Origin of the sequence: Pseudomonas sp. GV105 (assembly GCF_003058185.1) — a bacterium.
In the GTDB taxonomy this organism is placed as follows: Bacteria; Pseudomonadota; Gammaproteobacteria; order Pseudomonadales; family Pseudomonadaceae; genus Aquipseudomonas; species Aquipseudomonas veronii.
Map to the genome: position 1 here is coordinate 86077 of NZ_QBUF01000004.1, position 17937 is coordinate 104013.

Genomic DNA, 17937 nt, shown 5'->3' on the forward strand with positions numbered 1-17937 from the left:
ACGCCCTCATCGGGGGCAAGTCCCCTCCCACACGTCAGAGCGGTCGGTTAAACCCGGGCGGCGAATACCGCCTGATGGTTGCGGCACTGCTCGGCCGTGAGCATGAACACACCGTGCCCGCCGCGCTGGAACTCCAGCCAGGCGAAGTCGACTTCCGGGTACAGCGCCTCGACATGCACCTGGCTGTTACCCACTTCGACGATCAACAAGCCCTTCTCGGTCAGGTGGTCCGCCGCTTCGGCGAGCATCCGCCGGACCAGGTTCAAGCCATCGTCGCCGCAGGCCAGGCCCAGTTCCGGTTCGTGCTGGTACTCGTCCGGCATGTCGGCGAAGTCTTCGGCGTCCACATACGGCGGGTTCGACACGATCAAGTCGAAACGCTGGCCCGGCAGCCCGTCAAAACCGTCGCCCTGTACGGTATACACACGCTCGTCGACGCCATGGCGCTCGATGTTCTGATTGGCCACTTCCAACGCTTCGAACGACACGTCACCCAACACCACTTCGGCATCCTGGAACTCGTAGGCACAGGCGATGCCGATGCAACCGGAGCCGGTACACAGGTCGAGAATGCGTGCCGGCGGCTGGGCCAGCCAGGGTTCGAAGCGGCTTTCGATGAGTTCGCTGATCGGTGAACGCGGGATCAGCACGCGCTCGTCGACGATAAACGACATGCCGCAGAACCAGGCTTCGCCAATCAAGTAGGCTGTCGGCACCCGCTCATGAATGCGACGGTGCAGCAGCCGTTGCAAGTGGGAAACTTCCTCTTCTTCCAGGTTGCAATCCAGGTAGCTGTCGGCAATTTCCCAGGGCAGATGCAAGGCGCCGAGCACCAATTGCCGGGCGTCGTCCCAGGCGTTGTCGGTACCGTGCCCGAAAAACAGCTCTTCCCCATGGAAACGGCTGACAGCCCAACGGATATGGTCGCGCAAGGTGCGCAGGCGGGAAGTGATCACGGGGGCAGACTCCTGGAAAAAACGACTGGCGATTCTAACAGCCTTCGTCTGTAGCGACGACGTGCGAAAAGCCTCAACCGTATGTCGGATTTCATCCAATTTGCCATCATTGCGTCAAACAACCGCACCGCTTGACACGGCTGCACGCCAGCAACGGCGTAGCTTACGATGGAAGCGATTCACAGAACCGCTCAGCCAGTGGACAATGGCGCAAAAGCCCCCCTCACAGGAGCCCCCAGAATGTCCGTTCCAAAGACGATGTTTCAAATCAGCGGTCGAGGTTATGCAGCGGCCAATCTCAGCCATGCGACCCTCGTGATCATCGACGCCCAGAAGGAATACCTCAGCGGTCCACTCGCCCTCGCGGGCATGGATGCGGCGGTGGGCAATATCAAGCAACTGGTCGCTGCGGCGCGCAACGCCGGTCGCCCGATCGTGCATGTGCGCCACCTGGGCACCGTCGGCGGCCTGTTTGACCCACAAGGCGAGCGCGGCGAATTCATTCCCGGCCTGGAGCCAATGGGCAACGAAACCATCATCGGTAAACTGCTGCCCAGCGCGTTCCACGGCACCGGCCTGGAAAAACACCTGCAGGACCTCGGTTCCCTGGACCTGATCGTCTGCGGCTTCATGAGCCACTCCAGCGTCAGCACCACCGTGCGCGCCGCCAAGAACCTGGGCTTTCGCTGCACCCTGGTGGAAGACGCCTGCGCCACCCGCGACCTGCCTTACAAGGGCGGTGTCCTGAGTGCCGAGCACGTGCAACAAACCGAAATGGCCATCATGGCCGACAACTTCGCCACCCTCGCCTTGACCAAAGACCTGATCTGATTGCCCCGAAATGAGCGGTGCGGCCGATTCGAGGCCCCGCTCATCTGCAAATGCCTGTCATTTGCTGCAATTACCTCTGGCGCCGGAACAACCTGTGTATCTTCCGGTCGAAGGGCCGATACCCTGGAGGAAAGGTCGGAATGAAGATATCCGATGGTTTTGATGCTCGTCGCTTGCGCCCCAAGGGCCCGAGCAACTGGCGTCTGCGCCTGGTAGCCGGCATTGCCGCGCTGCTGGCGATCATAGGTGTGCTGCTGGCGGTCGCCGGTGGCGCGGGCTTGTCGGGGCATTCCCCGGCGCTGGGCGAACTGAATGCCAGCCCCGGTGGCTCGGCGATGCTGTTGGTGGGCGGCCTGCTGGTGCTGTGGTTCGGCGTGTGGTTATGGCGCCGCAGCCGGCGGCGGATGCGCCAGCCGTTGTCGCTGAACATCGCCTCGCACCTGATGAAAAAGCACGACTGATGGCGCTTGGATAGCGTTTCCTGCGCCCCGGCCGCCGCGATTTAGGTAAACTGCCCGCCCCTCGCGGAGGCTGACATGCAAGACGACGATTTTTCCCTGTTCAAAAACGAGCTGCGCGGCGTCAAGCCGATCAAGCACGACCGCGCCGACACCGGCAAACCCAAGAGTGACCGAGCGCAGATCGCCAAGCTGCGCCAGGCCGCGACTGTACGCACTGACGCCACCACCGTGGACGGTCTGTCGGACCAGTTCGTGATTGACGTCGGCCCCGAAGACGAGCTGATGTGGGCCCGCGACGGCGTGCAGGAAAGCCAGATACGCAAGCTCAAGACCGGCCAGATCCCCTTCGAAGGCAGCCTCGACCTGCACGGCATGAGCGTGGAAAAAGCCCGGGAAACCCTCTGGGCCTTCCTCGCCGAAGCCACCCGGTTCGAAATCCGCTGCGTGCGCGTCACCCACGGCAAGGCCGTGCGCTTGGACGGCAAGCGGCCGATGATCAAGAGCCACGTCAACACCTGGCTGCGCCAGCATGCCCAAGTACTCGGCTTTACCTCCTGCCAGCCCCGCCACGGTGGCGCCGGCGCGGTGTATGTGATGCTCAAGCGCACCATGCTGGAAGGGCGCGACGAGTAACCCGTGCCATCGTCAGGCTTGCAGCGATGGGTCGGCCACCGTACCCTTGCGCTTTGCGAAAATCCCACAGGTAGTTTCATGTCCCTGGAACAGAATTACACCGCGATCCTCGGCCAACTCGGCGAGGACGTTACCCGCGAGGGCCTGCTCGACACGCCAAAGCGTGCCGCCAAGGCGATGCAGTACCTTTGCCGCGGCTATGAACAGACACTGGAAGAAGTCACCAACGGTGCCTTGTTCAGCTCCGACAACAGCGAAATGGTGCTGGTCAAGGACATCGAGTTGTACTCGTTGTGCGAACACCACCTGCTGCCGTTTATCGGCAAGGCCCACGTCGCGTATATCCCGAGCGGCAAAGTGCTGGGCCTGTCGAAGGTCGCGCGGATTGTCGACATGTATGCGCGCCGCCTGCAGATCCAGGAAAACCTCAGCCGCCAGATCGCCGATGCCGTGATGCAAGTGACCGGCGCCCTGGGCGTGGCCGTGGTAATCGAAGCCAAGCACATGTGCATGATGATGCGCGGTGTGGAGAAACAGAATTCGTCGATGATCACCTCGGTGATGCTGGGTGAGTTCCGCGAAAACGCGGCGACCCGCAGCGAATTCCTCAGCCTGATCAAATAACCGGTCGGGTAGGAAAAAGCCGGCGTTCATCGCCGGTTTTTTTTCGCCCCCACAAATCAAGTAAGATGCGGCCCTCTGTTCTGGGCAAGAGGTTTCAGCCATGTTCGTCAAAGCACTTCGAGTGGGCCTCGGCCACGTCATCATCGCGGGCGACTACATTACCCGTCCACGCAAAAAGCAGCGCCCCGCCGAGCAGCAAGCGCAGGTCAACGCGGCCGCCAAGGAGCTGACCCTGTATCAGTTCCACGCCTGCCCGTTCTGCGTGAAGACCCGTCGCACCCTGCATCGCCTGAATGTGCCGGTAGCGTTGAAGGACGCGAAGAACAACGAACAGGATCGCCAGACCCTGCTGGAGCAAGGTGGCAAGATCAAAGTGCCGTGCCTGCGCATCGAAGAGAATGGCCAGACCACCTGGATGTATGACTCCAAGGTGATCATCGATTACCTGGACAAGCGCTTCGCCGCCGCCTGACAAACGCCCTCTCCTCTGTAGGAGCGAGCTTGCTCGCGAAAAACCTGAGGACGCCGCTGGGTGTCAGGTTCCCCTCGTTATCGTTGACGATTTTCGCGAGCTGGCTCGCGCCTACAGAGGGGGGATTTCCATGTCCAGTAATGCGGAGCCCAGGCACTTGCCATGGGCGTCCAGCGCCAGCGAACGGGTCACGCCGCCGCGCAAGATCCCCGGCAACACGAAGTTCAGCGCCTGCACGTTGGGCAATTCATAGCGTCGCACCGGCGCCGCCCCCGGCTCCAACAGCCCGGCGAAGAACGCCGTCACGCGCGCGGCCGTGAGCTGTTCGCAGAGCAGCGGATAATCCTCAGGGCGATAGGCAATGATCGAAATGTTCGAGGTGTCGCCCTTATCCCCGGTGCGGGAATGGGCCAGGGTATGCAGCTTCATGCTTCGATCCTCGGGTTGACGGCGTCACGCGGCAACAACAACGAGGCCACCGCCACCACCTGGCGCACGCTCTTGCTGGCACCGCCGCCGCCGGACGGGCCGTTGGTGTAGAGGGTTTCCACTTCATTGCCGACCCGCACCGCTTCGCTGCGTTCCTCACAGCGCGCAGCGACGCGCAGGCGCACTTCCCACGGTTCGACGCGGCTGCGCGGGCCGTGCAGCGAGTCCATGCCGATCAACTCGGCGCGCACGTCCTGCATCTTCACCCCCATCAGTTCCAGGCGCTTGAGCACCACCTCTCGCGCCAGTTCGGCGCGTGCGACGGCTCCCGGCCCGCCGTAGGACATCTGCCCCTCGCCGATCCAACCATCCAGGTAACCCACGCTGACTTTCAACCGGTCCGGCCGCGCCCGTCCCGCAGCACCCTGGGCGCGTACCCGGTCGACGCTTTCCTCGACAAAGCTCACCTGGGAAAAGTCGGCCGTCACGTCCGGCGTCAGATAGGCCGCCGGGTCGTGTACTTCGTAGATCAATTGTTCAGTACACGTAGCGCAGCTGACGCGCCCGCCGGACCCGCTCACTTTGGTGATCACGGCGTTGCCCTCGGTATCGATCTCGGCCAGGGGGAAGCCGAGGCGGGCCAGGTCGTCTACGTCCTTGAACCCGGGATCGGCGAAATAGCCGCCACTGACCTGCCCCGCGCATTCGAGCAAATGCCCGACCAGCGTGCCGCGCCCCAGGCGCAACCAATCGTCAGCCGCCCAGCCGAACGCAAACATCTGCGGCGCCAGAAATAGCGACGGGTCGGCCACGCGCCCGGTGATCACCACATCGGCCTCGGCGCGCAACGCCTGCAGAATGCCGTCGACGCCCAGGTAGGCGTTCGCGGAAATCAGCCGCGCACTCAGCGAGCCAAGGGTCTGGCCGTTATCCAACACCTGCTCGGGGCGCAACACGTCGAGCACATCATCGCCCACCACCGCCACGACCTTGAGGCTCAGGCCCAGCTCATTGGCAATGCGCCGCACTTCAACGGCCGCCGACACCGGGTTGGCCGCGCCCATATTGGTGATCACGCGCAAGCGCCGGCGACCTGCCTGCTCACCGACAAAGGGCAGCACCCGGCGCATGCGCTCACTCAGCAACGGGTCATACCCACCCTGCGGATCGCTGATGCGTGCCTGTTGCGCCAAGGCGATGGTGCGTTCGGCCAGGCATTCGAAGACCAGGTAATCGAGGTCGCCCTGTTCGGCCAGTTCCACGGCAGGTTCGATGCGGTCGCCGGAATAGCCGGCGCCGGAACCGATGCGCAAGGTTTTCATCTCAAAATACTCCCAGGAGCAACGCGGTCAGGGTCATCAACACCGACGCGGCGAACAGAAACGGAATGGTGAAGCGCTGGTGATCGGCCAGCTCGATCTTGCACAGCCCTACCAACAGGAAGGTCGCGGGGGTCAGCGGGCTGACCGGGAAACCGGTGGTGTGTACACCCAGCAACGACGCCTGGGCCACTTGCAGCGGGTCGACGCCCAGGGCCTTGCCGACTTCGGCGATCACCGGCATCACGCCGAAATAGTAGGAATCAGGGTCGAACAACATGCTCAGCGGCATGGAAATAAAACCCACCACTGCCGGGATCAACTTGCCGTGGCCGGCCGGAATCTGCGCCACCGCCACTTCGGCAATCGCCTTGAGCATGCCGGTGCCTTGCATGATGCCGGTGAACACGCCGGCGGCGAGCAGGATACTGGCCATGGTCAGGGCGGTCTTGGCATGGGCGTCGATGCGTGCGCGCTGGGCGTCGACATTTGGGTAGTTGATGCACAGCGCGACCACGGTGCCGAGCATGAACATCACCACCGGGTCGACCCAGCCGGCGATCATCACCACCATCACCAGTACGGTGAGCATCAGGTTGACCCAGAACAGCCGCGGGCGTCGCAGCTTGATGTCGTCGTCACTGAGCACCCGTTGCGGCACGGCATCCACCGTCGAACCGGCGCCCAGGCCAAGGCGTTTTTCTTCACGATGGCCGAGCCACCAGGCGCAGGCGAAGACAAAGATCAGGCCGACGATCTGCACCGGGATCAGCGGCTGGAACAGATCCGCCACCGGCACATGCAACGCCGCCGACGAGCGCAGCACCGGGCCGGTCCACGGCAGGAAGTTGACCCCGGCAGCCATCGCGCAGACGCAGGCGAGGATGCGTTTGTCGATGCCCAGCCGCGTATACAGCGGCAGCATCGCCGGCACCGTCACCAGAAATGTCACCGCGCCGGAACCGTCCAGGTGGACCAGCAAGGCGAGGGTCGCGGTGCCAACGACAATTCGTGTAGGACGCGTCCCTACCGTGCGCAGGATGCGATCAATGATCGGGTCAAGCATGCCGGCATCGGTCATGATCCCGAAAAACAGAATCGCGAACACAAACATGCCCACCACCGGGGCAACGTTCTTGATCCCGGTAATGATGAAGGCACTGGTTTGCAGGCCGAACCCGCCGAGCAGCGCAGCGATGATCGGCAAGGCGATCAGCGCCACCAGGGGCGAGAGGCGTTTGCTCATGACGGCAGCGAGCAAGCAAAGGATGGTAATGACACCCAGGGTAGCGAGCATGGGTTACTCCAGAGCGGCCTTGGTGGCCGGTTATTGTTTTCCCTGGAGTATTGGAAACGCGTTAGTCTTTGTAAATTGGAATATTCACCAGCTAGTGTTCGGAAAAACAAAATGAAGAACTCTATCCAACACATCCAAGCCTTCCTCGCTGTCGCGCGCACCGGCAGCTTTACCAAGGCGGCCAACGAACTGCACCTGTCGCCGTCCGCGCTCACCGTGCAGGTTCAGCAACTCGAGGACTGGCTCGGCGTCGCCCTGCTCGACCGTAGCCCGCGGCATGTCAGCATCACGGCCGCCGGCCAGGAAGCGCGCGGGCCGATGGAAAAGCTGCTGCTGGACCTGGACAACATCGTCACCGGCTCCCGCGACCTCGCGGCGTTACGTCGTGGCGTGGTGACCATCGCCGCCCTGCCCTCGGTGTGCGCCGGCGCCCTGCCGCCCGCGCTGCGCCTGTTTCGCGAACGCTTCGGCGGGATCGAAGTGCGCCTGCATGACCTGGTGGCCCATCGCATTCATGCCCAGGTGCGCTCGGGCGAGGTGGACTTCGGCATCGGCGTGCGCGCACGGCTGAACCACGGGCTGGCGTTCGTGCCGGTATTGAATGATCGGCTGTGCGCGTTCGTACCGCTGGATCATCCCCTCGCCCGCTATCCGGCGCTGAGCCTGAGGCAACTGGCGGATCAGCCGATCATCCTGACCGGGCGCGACAGCAGTGTGCGCGAACACGTCGAGGCGTTATTTGACGAGACACGCCTGACGATGAACGCGGGCATGGAGGCCAACTACATGTCGACGGTGTTGGCGCTGGTGCGTCAGGGCTTGGGGATCAGTGTGTTGCCGGAGTCGGCGGCGGACAGCCTGGAGGGGTTGAAGCGCATCAGCATCGATCATCCCGGCGTGAACCGCGAGATCGGGTTGATCAGTCGCAGCGCGATGGCGCTGAGCCCGGCGGCGCAGCGCTGTTTCGACTTGCTGCATGACAAATTATCCGACTCACCACTGAGCTAAATGTGGGAGGGGCTTGCCCGCTCCCACAATTGACCGAGTGAGTCAGTCGAGCATCGCCACATGTCTGGGATGGCTGGCCACACGCTTCAGCCATGCCTGCAACGCCGGGTAAGGCGTCAAGTCAAAACCGCCCTCATGCGCCACGTGGGTGTAGGCATACAGCGCAATATCCGCAATCGAATACTGCTCGCCCACCAGGTACGGCGTGCTTTGCAGTTGGCGCTCCATGACCTTCAACGCCTTGTAACCGCCCTTGTGGGTGGTTTTGTATTCGTCGAGGCGATCCTCGGGCATCCCCAAGTACAGTTGGATAAAGCGCGCCACCGCAATGTACGGCTCGTGGCTGTACTGCTCGAAGAACTGCCACTGCAACACTTGGGTACGCAAGCGCGGTTCGGTCGGCAGAAACTCGCTGCCATCGGCGAGGAAATTGAGGATCGCATTGGATTCCCACAGGCAGGTGCCGTCTTCGAGCTCCAGCACCGGGATCTTGCCGTTGGGGTTCTTGGCCAGGAATTCGGCGGTCTGGGTGTCGCCCTTGAGGATGTCGACATCCACCCATTGATACGGGATGCCCAACAGGTTGAGCATCAATTTGACCTTGTAGCAGTTGCCCGACTTGTAATCGCCATAAACCTTGTACATGGGGCTCCCCTTATGCCGCTCGCGCGTGCTGTGCTTGACGGACCACCGCGGCCAGGCGCTTGAGACCTTCGTCCAGACGGGACGGGTCGATATGGCTGAAATTGAGCCGCAGTGAGCCAAGGTGCTGGTCCGGCTCGGAAAAGAACGGTTCACCGGGCATGAACGCGACGTTCTGATCGAGCGCAGGTGCCAACAAGGTGCGGGTGTCGAGCGGCTGTTTCAAGGTCAACCAGAAGAATAATCCGCCCTGGGGCACTTGCCAGTCGGCCAATTCGCCGAAATGCCGCTCGAGTGCCGCCTGAAAAGCATCCCGGCGCGCGCGATAGAAACCGCGCAGCTCGACCAGATGCTGTTGATATTTCTCGCTGCCGAGCCACTGCATCGCCTGCCACTGGCCGACGCGGTTGGTGTGCAGGTCGGCCGACTGCTTGAGCTTGAGCAAGTGCGGGAACAGGTCGGGGCTGGCGATCAGGTAACCGACGCGCAGGCCGGGCAACAAGGTTTTCGACACGGTGCCGGTGTAGATCCAACTGGCCTTTTTCAGGCGGCCGGCGATGGGCTGCGCACTGCCGCCGTCGAAGGTCAGTTCGCGGTACGGTTCGTCTTCGATCAGGGTCACGTCGAATTCATCGAGCAGCGCCGCGACGGCTTCGCGCTTGGCCTCGCTGTAACGCACGGCCGACGGGTTCTGGAACGTCGGGATCAGGTAGATGAACGCCGGGCGGTAGCGTTCGAGACGTGAGCGCAACGCGGCCAGGTCCGGGCCGTCGGCTTCCAGTTGTACGGTGAGGCACTCGGCGCCGAACAGTTGGAAAATCTGCAAGGCCGCCAGGTAGGTCGGGCCTTCCAGGAGGATGTTCGTGCCCTTGTCGATATACAGCTTGGCCGCCAGATCCAGGGTCTGCTGGGAACCGCTGACCACCAGCACCTGGCTGGCCTGGCACGGCACACCCAATGCACGCGCCTCGGCGGCGAGCAATTCACGCAGCTGCGGCTCGCCTTCGCTCATGCCGTATTGGCCGATGTTCACCGGCATGTCGTCCCAGTTCAACGCGGGCAACATCGCTTCGGCCGGCAGCCCACCGGCGAACGACATCATTTCCGGGCGCTGGGCCGCCGCGAGGATTTCACGGATCAAGGAGCTTTTGAGGCGCGTAACACGTTCTGAGAAGGCCATAGGGTCACCGGTAGCAAAGCCTGTGGGAAATACGTCAAACTGGTTGACCGAAATTACGACGACTTGTGTGGATACGTCAATATGCTTGACCTTAAAAACCAGACCAGCCAGCAAACCGCCATGGAAGCGTTCTTCTTCGGCTACCAGGCGTTCACCGCCAAGGCCGACGAAATGCTGGAGCGCCGTGGCCTGAGCCGGGTGCATCAGCGCATCGTATTTTTTATCGCGCGCTACCCCGGCCTGAGCGTGAAGGAACTGCTGGAATTGCTCGGCGTGAGCAAGCAGGCGCTGAACATGCCGCTGCGCCAATTACAGGAAATGCACCTGGTGCAGAGCGTCGCGTCGGAGACCGACAAGCGCAAACGCCTGCTGGAATTGAGCGCCGAAGGCCTGCGTTTCGAGCAGTCCTTGCGCCGCGAACAGGTGAAGTTGTTGCAGCGCGCCTTCAATGAAGCGGGGGAAGCCGCGGTGAACGGCTGGCTGGCGGTCAATCAGGCGTTGAGTGCGGTGAATTAGCCTTTCATCTTTTTTTGCGCAGACAATCGAAAACATTATTTGCTTTTTTTGTATACAAAAGCATAATTCGCTTCGTGCGAGTTCCTGACCTATCAGTCAACAAACCCGCCAGTACCTCACAGCGCCTGCGCGCTGACCATAACAATAAAATGCTTGAGGAGTACTTGCTGTGGATAGCCGCAAATCCGAAGCCCCGCTGGACCTCGCCGCGCCGAACCTCTCCGCCGCCGACAGCGGCTGGCTCGAACGCCTGTTCAAACTGCGCGTGCATGGCACCACAGTGAAGACCGAGTTGATCGCCGGCCTCACGACGTTTATCACCATGGCCTACATCATCTTCGTCAACCCGAACATCATGGCCGATGCCGGTATCGATCACGGCGCCGCCTTTGTCGCCACGTGCATCGCTGCCGCGCTGGGGTGCCTGTTGATGGGCCTGTATGCCAACTGGCCGGTGGGCCTGGCGCCGGGCATGGGCTTGAACGCGTTCTTCACCTACACCGTGGTCGGGACCATGGGCTACACCTGGGAGACGGCCCTCGGCGCGGTGTTTATCTCCGGCGTGTTGTTCATGGTGCTGACGCTGTCGCGCATCCGCGAATGGCTGCTCAACAGCATTCCGGTGAGCCTGCGCCATGCGATGGGCGCCGGTGTCGGCTTGTTCCTCGGGGTGATCGGCCTGAAAACCGCCGGCATCATCGTCGACAGCCCGGCCACCCTGATCAAGCTCGGTTCGCTACACGAGCCGGCACCGTTGCTGGCGGCCATCTGCTTTCTACTGATTGCCATCCTCAGCTACCACCGGGTGTTCGGCGCGATCCTCATCAGCATCATCGCCGTGACCCTCGCCGGCTGGGGCCTCGGGCTGGTGCACTACAACGGCATCCTCGCCACCCCGCCGAGCCTGGCACCGACCTGGTTAGCCATGGACGTGATGGGTGTATTCAATGTGAGCATGATCAGCGTGGTGTTCGCCTTTCTGTTTGTACACATGTTCGACACCGCCGGCACCCTGATGGGCGTCGCGCAACGGGCCGGGCTGGTCAACCCCGACGGCAAGATCCACAACCTGTCCCGTGCGTTGAAGGCCGACAGCGCCTCCAGCGTGTTCGGCGCCATGGTCGGCGTGCCGCCGGTGACCAGCTACGTGGAAAGTGCCGCCGGTGTCGCCGCCGGCGGCCGTACCGGGCTGACCGCCGTGACCGTGGGCGTGCTGTTTGTGGCGGCGATGTTTTTCGCGCCGCTGGCGGGCATGATTCCTGCTTATGCCACCGCCGGCGCGCTGATTTATGTGGCGATGCTGATGATGGCGAGCATGGCCCATATCAATTGGGACGACGCTACCGACAGCATTCCGGCGATCGTCACCGCGATCATGATGCCGCTGACCTTCTCGGTCGCCGACGGGATCGCCCTGGGCTTTATCACTTACGTGGCGCTCAAGGCCGGCAGCGGCAAGTACCGCGAAATTTCCGTCAGCCTGTGGGTGCTGTGCGCGATCTTTATCGCGAAATTCATCTTCCTCTAGGTCGGCAACCCCCGAAGAAACCGCCTCACCGTTGGGTGAGGCTTTTGCATGAAAGGAGCACTGTGAATGAACCTGGAAACCTGGCTGCTGTTCAGCGGCGCCGCGCTGGTGGTGATCCTGATCCCCGGCCCCCTGTCGTTGCTGATGATCAGCAACAGCTTGAACTACGGCCTGCGCCGTTCGTACCCGGCGTTCCTCGGCGGCGTGTTCGCCTCGATCTGCCTGTTGAGTGCCTCGGCACTCGGCCTGGGTGCGCTGTTGCTCGCGTCGGAACAATTGTTCAGCGCCTTGAAGATAGTCGGCGCGCTCTACCTGTTTTACCTCGCCTGGCAGAGCTGGCAGCAATCGCGCCAACCGGCCCACGGCGCGGTGGTGCCCCTGGCCGTCGCCACGCCGCGTTTTCGCGCCTTGTTTGGCCGTGCGTTTGTGCTGGGCGCCAGCAACCCCAAGGACATCCTGTTCTTCGCCGCCTTCCTGCCCCAGTTCCTCAGCAGCCAACAGCCGTTTCTGCCGCAACTGCTGGTGATGATCGCCACCTGGACCGTGCTCGACCTGTTGTGCAAGCTCGCCTACGGCCTTGGCGCCCACGGCGCGGCACGCTATCTGCGCAGCGGCAACGGCCAGAGCTGGTTCAACCGCACCAGTGCCGGGCTGTTCGGGGCGGCTGGCGCGGTCTCGCTGCTCAACGTCAGAGCGGGGTCACTTTGACAAAATACACGCTGGGGCGGACCGACCCCGTCGACTGCCACTGAATGCCGGCGGCGATCCGAACCAGACGGTTTTCCCGCAGCGCACTCTTGACCGCAGCCAACGCCAGCGAGGTCGGGTGTCTGATGATCGCGGCATTGAACCAATGGTCTGTCAGGCGGTTTTCCAACGGTACAGAGCCGCGCCCAAGCCAATGCAACGACACGTAGTACAGTTTGTTTGAACCGCAGCGCGAATGTGTCACGAGCAATTCATGGCTGGGCTTTTTGCCGCGCATGACCTGCAGTTCCTGCACGTCGAAGCCCTGCTGTTCGAGCACGCGCTTGACGGCTGCGCGCTGTGCTATCTCCCGCTGCGGCGCACGCGCGCGGCCGCCGGTGCGCAGGGTCGGGTCCAGGCCGGCGACGTTGAAGTCGACGCGAGTGAAGCCCGGTGCCTTGCCGTCGAAGCCGATATAGATCGATCGGCCGCTGCTTTCGGTGGGCCGCAGCATTCTCAGCAAATCATCGGTCTGGCCCAGCCGGCTGGCGGTGGGGGTCAACCAATTGTCCAGCGCTGCACGCACATTGAGCAGGTGGCTGGCCGTCGCCGAGCGAGAAGTATCGGCCAGTTCGACCAGCCGGGCGACGGCCATGCTGCGGCTATGGGTAGTAAGGTTCGGGAACGCCGTGGCAACAGACCGTTCCAACGGCGTGTCGAACAACGGCGCATGGAGCTGCCACTCGCCCGCCTGGGTGCGTGATACCGGGATGGGCTGTTCCTCCAGCGCAGTGTCTGTCCAACGCTCAAGGTCCGCCCGGGCCAGTGACACCAGCGGTTCATCCTTGGTAATGAATGCAAGGCCGCTCCAGGGCGCACTGTCCCCCGGCGCCAGTACCCGGTAATAACCCACCCCCGACGCCGTCGGGCGGTCGTACTGGGCGCCGATATAGATGACATCGTAGGGAAACCCCGGCGGGTCCATATGCACATGAAACGTGCCGAACGCCGAGGAGCCAGGCACTTGGCCCGTGGGCACGCGCGCACGCCAAGCGAACCACTCGGTGTTCGGCGCAGACGAGCGATAAATGCGGCTTTCCGTAGCGGCGCGCACCGTCGGTGGGCGCCAGTCCGGTGGTGGCGTCACGGGTGGACGCCATGGGTTGAGCACCCCGGAACTGGTGCCCGCGACCGGTTGCGGTGCATCCGCGCCGAGTAACCATTCCTTGGACTGGTGGATGTGCAAAATCAGTTCGTCCTGCCCCGGCGCCTGCGGGTTCTTCAGGCGAAACGCCGGTTCGTCTCCACGTCGGTAAAGGGGGTAAGTGTGGGTGTCGTCCGCCACAAAAAGCTCACCGTGTTTCACCTGCACGCCTGCCGTGTCCGGCCCTTTCAGCGCAACGGCGCCCTCAGGCACGCCGTTGATTTTGAAGCGATCCAAGGCCTTGAGCCGAGTCAAGGGCGGCGTTGCCACGCGGGAAACCCCGGCATCCGTCGCCATCCGTAAACGATGTAGCCGCCCCAGCACGGCCCTCAGCGCCGGCCGCGCGACACCTGCGCCGACACGTCCGACTTTCCTGGGGCCGGGGACAAAGTTCAGCAACACGTCGATCACCATAAAGGCGCTCATGAAACCCACATCGACCGCGTCCCGGGGGTCGCCGAAACGGTGATAACGCCGTGACACCAGCAGCAGCTCATGGAAGTCATTGAACGTCCCGTACAACGGCGAAAAAAACCCCACCAGCGCCCGTGCGCGGGTATCGCCCTGCTCATTCAGGCGCTGGTTCCGATAGTGCTCCAACGCCTTGCCGGAATGACTGGCCGCTTGAGTACGGCGTTGCAGCTCCTGCACGCTGGCGTGGTAAAGCAATGCCTGGGCGTTGCAATGGGGCACGGCCACAAGCGCGAGCCAATCCTGCGGAGCACTGGCGATCTGTTCAAGGGTCTGGGCTTCGATCTCCTCGAGCACCACCGCAGGTTCCAGGTGCTTGATGCCGAATGAGCGCACGAAGTCGATCCCCCGCCAGATGCCCTTCATCATGAAAAACGCCGGTATGGCTTTCAGCGTTTTGGCGGCCTGGGTGCGCGTATCGACACCCTCCGGTGGCTGGGGGAGCGCCTCGAATGCCCAGCCCGGCGCGACCTGCCGCGCCAGTGTCTTGACGTTATCCGCTAACGCACCGATGCGGTTCAATGCAGCATGGGCCTGTTGCAAGCTGCCGTACTCGGTCAGGACCAGGGCCGGCGGCGCATCGGGCCAGTAAACCACGCACAGGTCGGTACGCGGGTCATGTACCGCGACGATCCCTGCGACATAGCGATCATGCTGCAGGGTGTGGCCGACCAGATGGACCACATACAGTTGCAGCGCGGGCTGACTGCTCGACAGGTCCTGCGGCGTGCGTGCCGCCATCGCCGTCTTGAACAGGCTTTGTGCCGTTGCCGTCAGCCCCCGTTGCACCGCATCGAACAGGTGATATGCAGCGCCCGCTTGCAAGGCGCGATTCAATAACCCAGGGATACGTCCGTTGCTGAGCACACGGTCGGTTTCACGACGGGGATAAAAAACCTGCTGGATCAGGGCATCGTAGCGGCCACCGATGTCCAGCGAAGACACCAGCCCGATCAAGTAAGCCGCATTGAGGCGCTGCTTCCACTCGGGTTGCAGATAACGCGCGTGATCGAATCGCCACTGCGTCCAGGGTGCCAGCGGGTCCAGGTTATGCAGCGCCAGTTGCAGCAGGCTGAAGGAGGTGCGCGTCGCGGTCGGGGTCAGCACGATGCGGCGATCGCCCACGGCGCAGCCACTGGTCCAGCCACAGAAAGCACCGTGGACATCATCGGGCATCTCAATCAACGCTTGGTCGATATCCAACTGCGGAAAAAAACCGTCCTCGCGCAAACGGGCGATCAAGGTGCGCCGGGCAAAGGTGTTCAGATCAGGCAGGCATTGCTCCAGCCGGCTTTTGAAGGCCAACGCGTTGCCCAGGTACAAGCGCAGCAAGCGCTTGAAGTGTTGACGCTGGGCCCGTGGTGCGTGCGCGAGCCAGGCGGGCAGCGTTTTCGCCTCAGACGCCGCCGTGCGCAGCAGCTCAATATTGGCCAGCACCTGGCTCAGGGCATTATTGGGCGGGATCTTCAACTGCGCTTCCAGATCGACCATCAGCAGCGCGCGGCTCAGGTCGGCATCCGTCACTTCGCTGAACACCCGCGTGATGTCCTCGCTGCTGCGGTGTAAGCGGTCGTAGCTCCCCAGCAGTTTCTTGAGCGCAGCCAGCGCGGGCTTGCCGTTGATTTCAACGTAGCGCACGCCGAGTGTTTGCGCGGCGGCATGGGCGCGCAGGTCGGCGCGTTTATCGTGCTCGACGCAGCGCCACAACACCGAGTCGTCTGGGCTGTTCAGGCTTGCCTTGAGGCTGCGGGTCAACGCGTCCAGCCCGGCAAACGCCTTGATCCCACCCTCCACGCCGAAAGCGTAAAGCACCACCGGCAGTTGGCGCGACGAGCGCTCTAGCGCCGCAGCCGTGGTCACCACCCACACGTTATGGAGCGGGTAGAAAGCGTCCGGCGCGCTGCCCACCGCGATCGACAGCACTTGGGCAAGACTGCCCGGGCGACGGCTGGCCAAGGGTTGGTCGACCACCTCGATCATCAGGTCGCGATGCGCCGTACTGATCAGCTTGAGGCGGTGTTGCAACTCCACCTCGCAACGCAGGGCCGCGGTTTGGGCCTGCATAAACAACGACACGCGCCTGGGCGTACCCGCTCCCCCCGGACGTTCAGCCCAAAAAGCCAACTCCAGCAGCCGTTGCCCGGCATCTTGCATCAACGTATTCAACGCTTGGATATGCACGTCAATTTGGCTCATCAGCGACGCAATGACCCGGTACGCCAGGGTATCCGCGCTGGGATCAGCCGGGACCAACAGCGCGAGCAGCGCATCTTCGTAGCGTGCGACCTGACGCTGTGCCGTGTGCAGGGCCAGGCCGGAGGCCGTGCTGGCGAAGATGATTTCTGCGCCTCGGCGTTGCCGGTCCCACTTGAGTAATTGCGCGCCGATCACGCCAAGCCGAGCGCCGCCGACCCATTGCTGCCTCGCCCCTTCGACCGCGGCCAGAAACGGTGCGGCATCCGGCAGTCGAGGCCGCCCTTCGGAAAACACGTAGCCGTCATTCATCTTCGCCGCACACGCCAACTCGTTGCTCCATTGCCCACTCAGCAAGGCCTCGGCACCCAGCGCCAGCGCATCGGCCATCAGCGGCAGGCCGCGCATAAAGGCGCTCGTCGCAGACAAGGCAGCGGGGCGGTACACGTTATCGCGCCGACTTAACGGCAGGCACTGCCAGAGTGCGTGGAACCGCGACCGGTCCAGCGCCAGCAGGCCGTCCTGCAGGGCGGCGAAGGACGGGTACTCGTAGAAGTTGCGGCCCCCACCCGGCAGGTAAACCACGTGCGGCGCATCGCTGGGGTCGCCCTCGCGATACAGATGCAGTGCCCCTGGGATCGCGACCGCCGATGCCCCCGGCCACAGCAACTGGCCGACGCGCAGCGTAGCCCAAGCCCCGCCCGCACGTCGGCGCGCCTCGGCGCTGGGCGCATCGATCAGGGCCTGAACCATGGCGAATCCCGCACGCGATAGCTCGTCCAGTTGCCACGCCAAAAAGGCCCGGTCCGCAAACAGCTCCGTGTGCAACTCGACCCAGCGTTCCCGGCGTGTGAGCCAGGTGCCCTGCGCCAGGCAGTCCCAGTAGGCGCTCACCGCATGGGCGAGCCGCTCGAACAGCTGCAGCGCGACGACGCGGCGCAGGGCTTCCAGCGGCGTATACGGCAAGCGCCGTTCCGGCGCGTCTTTGACACTCAGGGCGGTGAATTGATTGACGTTGATCACCACCGTCGGCAGGACCAGCAACGCCAGCGCCCGCTCGGTCAGGCTCTCGACTTTGCGCGGCGCGGTGGGCGGCTTGGGCTCGCTGAACAAGAGGTGGTCCGGGTCCATTTCGAACGCTTTGCGCAGCTCGGCGCGGATGACCGTCAAGACTTTCGGCGAACGGCCTATCAGCCGCGCCAGTGCGCGTGTCGCGGCGACGCAACGCGCGTCGGCAAGCGCAATTCGATTGATCAGGCGACTGGGGTGCGTGTAGGCGTTAATCCGCCGTATCAGTTGCTCGCGAATCGCCTGCGTTTGTACTTGGGCGGCAAGGTCCGGGTCGTCGGCATTAACGGTGTCGGGTGAAGCACTCGCGTGGTCGGGGGACGAGGTCATGGGGTTTTCTTCTGCATGAGGAAAACACCCAGCCTAGGCAGCGCCGCAGGGCAAAAGGCGCTAGATAGTTGCATGCGCAAGCGGCATA

At 63.0% G+C, this 17937-nt stretch carries 16 protein-coding genes and 1 pseudogene; 9 read left to right on the forward strand and 8 right to left on the reverse strand.

What is annotated here, in order from left to right; genetic code table 11:
• Positions 1 to 47: 47 nt before the first annotated feature.
• Positions 48 to 956: a 50S ribosomal protein L3 N(5)-glutamine methyltransferase gene (gene prmB / locus C8K66_RS08875; RefSeq protein ID WP_057003896.1), complete on the reverse strand. Its 909-nt coding sequence runs from the start codon at positions 954 to 956 to the stop codon at positions 48 to 50.
• Positions 957 to 1196: 240 nt separating this feature from the next.
• On the opposite strand from prmB, the gene C8K66_RS08880 reads away from it, so the two are divergent.
• The 5 genes from C8K66_RS08880 to C8K66_RS08900 all read left to right on the forward strand — a co-directional run bounded on the left by C8K66_RS08880 (position 1197) and on the right by C8K66_RS08900 (position 3977).
• The gene (locus tag C8K66_RS08880; protein ID WP_026139885.1) at positions 1197 to 1787 is read left to right on the forward strand and encodes a cysteine hydrolase family protein; all 591 of its coding nucleotides are present in this window, start codon (positions 1197 to 1199) and stop codon (positions 1785 to 1787) included.
• A 140-nt stretch (positions 1788 to 1927) separates the two neighbouring features.
• Positions 1928 to 2248 carry a hypothetical protein gene (locus tag C8K66_RS08885; protein WP_046382569.1) on the forward strand — a complete coding sequence of 107 codons (321 nt, stop codon included), beginning with the start codon at positions 1928 to 1930 and terminating at the stop codon, positions 2246 to 2248.
• Positions 2249 to 2323: 75 nt separating this feature from the next.
• Positions 2324 to 2881 carry a Smr/MutS family protein gene (locus tag C8K66_RS08890; protein WP_017845840.1) on the forward strand — a complete coding sequence of 186 codons (558 nt, stop codon included), beginning with the start codon at positions 2324 to 2326 and terminating at the stop codon, positions 2879 to 2881.
• A gap of 78 nt (positions 2882 to 2959) precedes the next feature.
• Positions 2960 to 3505: a GTP cyclohydrolase I FolE gene (gene folE, locus C8K66_RS08895; protein ID WP_017845839.1), complete on the forward strand. Its 546-nt coding sequence runs from the start codon at positions 2960 to 2962 to the stop codon at positions 3503 to 3505.
• A 100-nt stretch (positions 3506 to 3605) separates the two neighbouring features.
• Positions 3606 to 3977 carry a glutathione S-transferase N-terminal domain-containing protein gene (locus C8K66_RS08900; RefSeq protein ID WP_017845838.1) on the forward strand — a complete coding sequence of 124 codons (372 nt, stop codon included), beginning with the start codon at positions 3606 to 3608 and terminating at the stop codon, positions 3975 to 3977.
• A 16-nt stretch (positions 3978 to 3993) separates the two neighbouring features.
• Here the strand turns inward: C8K66_RS08900 and C8K66_RS31225 are convergent.
• The 4 genes and pseudogenes from C8K66_RS31225 to C8K66_RS08920 form a co-directional block, all read right to left on the reverse strand.
• A pseudogene (locus tag C8K66_RS31225) lies at positions 3994 to 4119 on the reverse strand (outer membrane lipoprotein carrier protein LolA); the annotation flags it as partial.
• Positions 4089 to 4406: a hypothetical protein gene (locus C8K66_RS08910; protein WP_046382567.1), complete on the reverse strand. Its 318-nt coding sequence runs from the start codon at positions 4404 to 4406 to the stop codon at positions 4089 to 4091. The pseudogene C8K66_RS31225 and the gene C8K66_RS08910, both read right to left, overlap by 31 nt.
• Entirely contained in the window at positions 4403 to 5728 is a 1326-nt protein-coding gene (locus C8K66_RS08915) for an acyclic terpene utilization AtuA family protein (RefSeq protein WP_108524661.1), read from the reverse strand. Before C8K66_RS08915 ends, C8K66_RS08910 begins: the two co-directional genes overlap by 4 nt.
• A gap of 1 nt (position 5729) precedes the next feature.
• Positions 5730 to 7022: a CitMHS family transporter gene (locus tag C8K66_RS08920; RefSeq protein WP_057003893.1), complete on the reverse strand. Its 1293-nt coding sequence runs from the start codon at positions 7020 to 7022 to the stop codon at positions 5730 to 5732.
• Positions 7023 to 7133: 111 nt separating this feature from the next.
• Between C8K66_RS08920 and C8K66_RS08925 the strand changes: the two genes are divergently transcribed.
• On the forward strand, positions 7134 to 8030 hold the full coding sequence (locus C8K66_RS08925) for a LysR family transcriptional regulator (protein ID WP_108524663.1): 897 nt from the start codon (positions 7134 to 7136) through the stop codon (positions 8028 to 8030).
• Between the two features lie 42 nt (positions 8031 to 8072).
• On the opposite strand, the gene C8K66_RS08930 is transcribed toward C8K66_RS08925, so the two are convergent.
• Both C8K66_RS08930 and C8K66_RS08935 read right to left on the reverse strand, forming a co-directional pair.
• Positions 8073 to 8675, reverse strand: coding sequence for a glutathione S-transferase family protein (locus C8K66_RS08930; RefSeq protein ID WP_017845833.1), 603 nt, complete (start codon positions 8673 to 8675; stop codon positions 8073 to 8075).
• A 10-nt stretch (positions 8676 to 8685) separates the two neighbouring features.
• Entirely contained in the window at positions 8686 to 9852 is a 1167-nt protein-coding gene (locus C8K66_RS08935) for a PLP-dependent aminotransferase family protein (RefSeq protein WP_017845832.1), read from the reverse strand.
• A gap of 81 nt (positions 9853 to 9933) precedes the next feature.
• Between C8K66_RS08935 and C8K66_RS08940 the strand changes: the two genes are divergently transcribed.
• The 3 genes from C8K66_RS08940 to C8K66_RS08950 all read left to right on the forward strand — a co-directional run bounded on the left by C8K66_RS08940 (position 9934) and on the right by C8K66_RS08950 (position 12604).
• Positions 9934 to 10368: a MarR family winged helix-turn-helix transcriptional regulator gene (locus C8K66_RS08940; protein WP_046382563.1), complete on the forward strand. Its 435-nt coding sequence runs from the start codon at positions 9934 to 9936 to the stop codon at positions 10366 to 10368.
• A gap of 196 nt (positions 10369 to 10564) precedes the next feature.
• Positions 10565 to 11896 (forward strand): NCS2 family permease, encoded by a 1332-nt coding sequence (locus tag C8K66_RS08945; RefSeq protein WP_164887040.1) that lies wholly within the window; start codon positions 10565 to 10567, stop codon positions 11894 to 11896.
• 66 nt (positions 11897 to 11962) lie between these two features.
• Positions 11963 to 12604: a LysE family translocator gene (locus tag C8K66_RS08950; protein WP_057003890.1), complete on the forward strand. Its 642-nt coding sequence runs from the start codon at positions 11963 to 11965 to the stop codon at positions 12602 to 12604.
• On the opposite strand, the gene C8K66_RS08955 is transcribed toward C8K66_RS08950, so the two are convergent.
• Entirely contained in the window at positions 12585 to 17849 is a 5265-nt protein-coding gene (locus tag C8K66_RS08955) for a dermonecrotic toxin domain-containing protein (protein ID WP_108524665.1), read from the reverse strand. The two genes, C8K66_RS08950 and C8K66_RS08955, sit on opposite strands and share 20 nt — an antisense overlap.
• Positions 17850 to 17937 lie beyond the last annotated feature (88 nt).

What these genes read in the sequence shown, in the direction of transcription:
- C8K66_RS08880 (WP_026139885.1), top strand. Translation starts at nt 1,197, where the DNA reads ATGTCCGTTCCAAAGACGATGTTTCAAATCAGCGGTCGAGGTTATGCA.
- C8K66_RS08885 (WP_046382569.1), top strand. Translation starts at nt 1,928, where the DNA reads ATGAAGATATCCGATGGTTTTGATGCTCGTCGCTTGCGCCCCAAGGGC.
- C8K66_RS08890 (WP_017845840.1), top strand. Translation starts at nt 2,324, where the DNA reads ATGCAAGACGACGATTTTTCCCTGTTCAAAAACGAGCTGCGCGGCGTC.
- folE (WP_017845839.1), top strand. Translation starts at nt 2,960, where the DNA reads ATGTCCCTGGAACAGAATTACACCGCGATCCTCGGCCAACTCGGCGAG.
- C8K66_RS08900 (WP_017845838.1), top strand. Translation starts at nt 3,606, where the DNA reads ATGTTCGTCAAAGCACTTCGAGTGGGCCTCGGCCACGTCATCATCGCG.
- C8K66_RS08910 (WP_046382567.1), bottom strand. Translation starts at nt 4,406, where the DNA reads ATGAAGCTGCATACCCTGGCCCATTCCCGCACCGGGGATAAGGGCGAC.
- C8K66_RS08915 (WP_108524661.1), bottom strand. Translation starts at nt 5,728, where the DNA reads ATGAAAACCTTGCGCATCGGTTCCGGCGCCGGCTATTCCGGCGACCGC.
- C8K66_RS08920 (WP_057003893.1), bottom strand. Translation starts at nt 7,022, where the DNA reads ATGCTCGCTACCCTGGGTGTCATTACCATCCTTTGCTTGCTCGCTGCC.
- C8K66_RS08925 (WP_108524663.1), top strand. Translation starts at nt 7,134, where the DNA reads ATGAAGAACTCTATCCAACACATCCAAGCCTTCCTCGCTGTCGCGCGC.
- C8K66_RS08930 (WP_017845833.1), bottom strand. Translation starts at nt 8,675, where the DNA reads ATGTACAAGGTTTATGGCGATTACAAGTCGGGCAACTGCTACAAGGTC.
- C8K66_RS08935 (WP_017845832.1), bottom strand. Translation starts at nt 9,852, where the DNA reads ATGGCCTTCTCAGAACGTGTTACGCGCCTCAAAAGCTCCTTGATCCGT.
- C8K66_RS08940 (WP_046382563.1), top strand. Translation starts at nt 9,934, where the DNA reads ATGCTTGACCTTAAAAACCAGACCAGCCAGCAAACCGCCATGGAAGCG.
- C8K66_RS08950 (WP_057003890.1), top strand. Translation starts at nt 11,963, where the DNA reads ATGAACCTGGAAACCTGGCTGCTGTTCAGCGGCGCCGCGCTGGTGGTG.
- C8K66_RS08955 (WP_108524665.1), bottom strand. Translation starts at nt 17,849, where the DNA reads ATGACCTCGTCCCCCGACCACGCGAGTGCTTCACCCGACACCGTTAAT.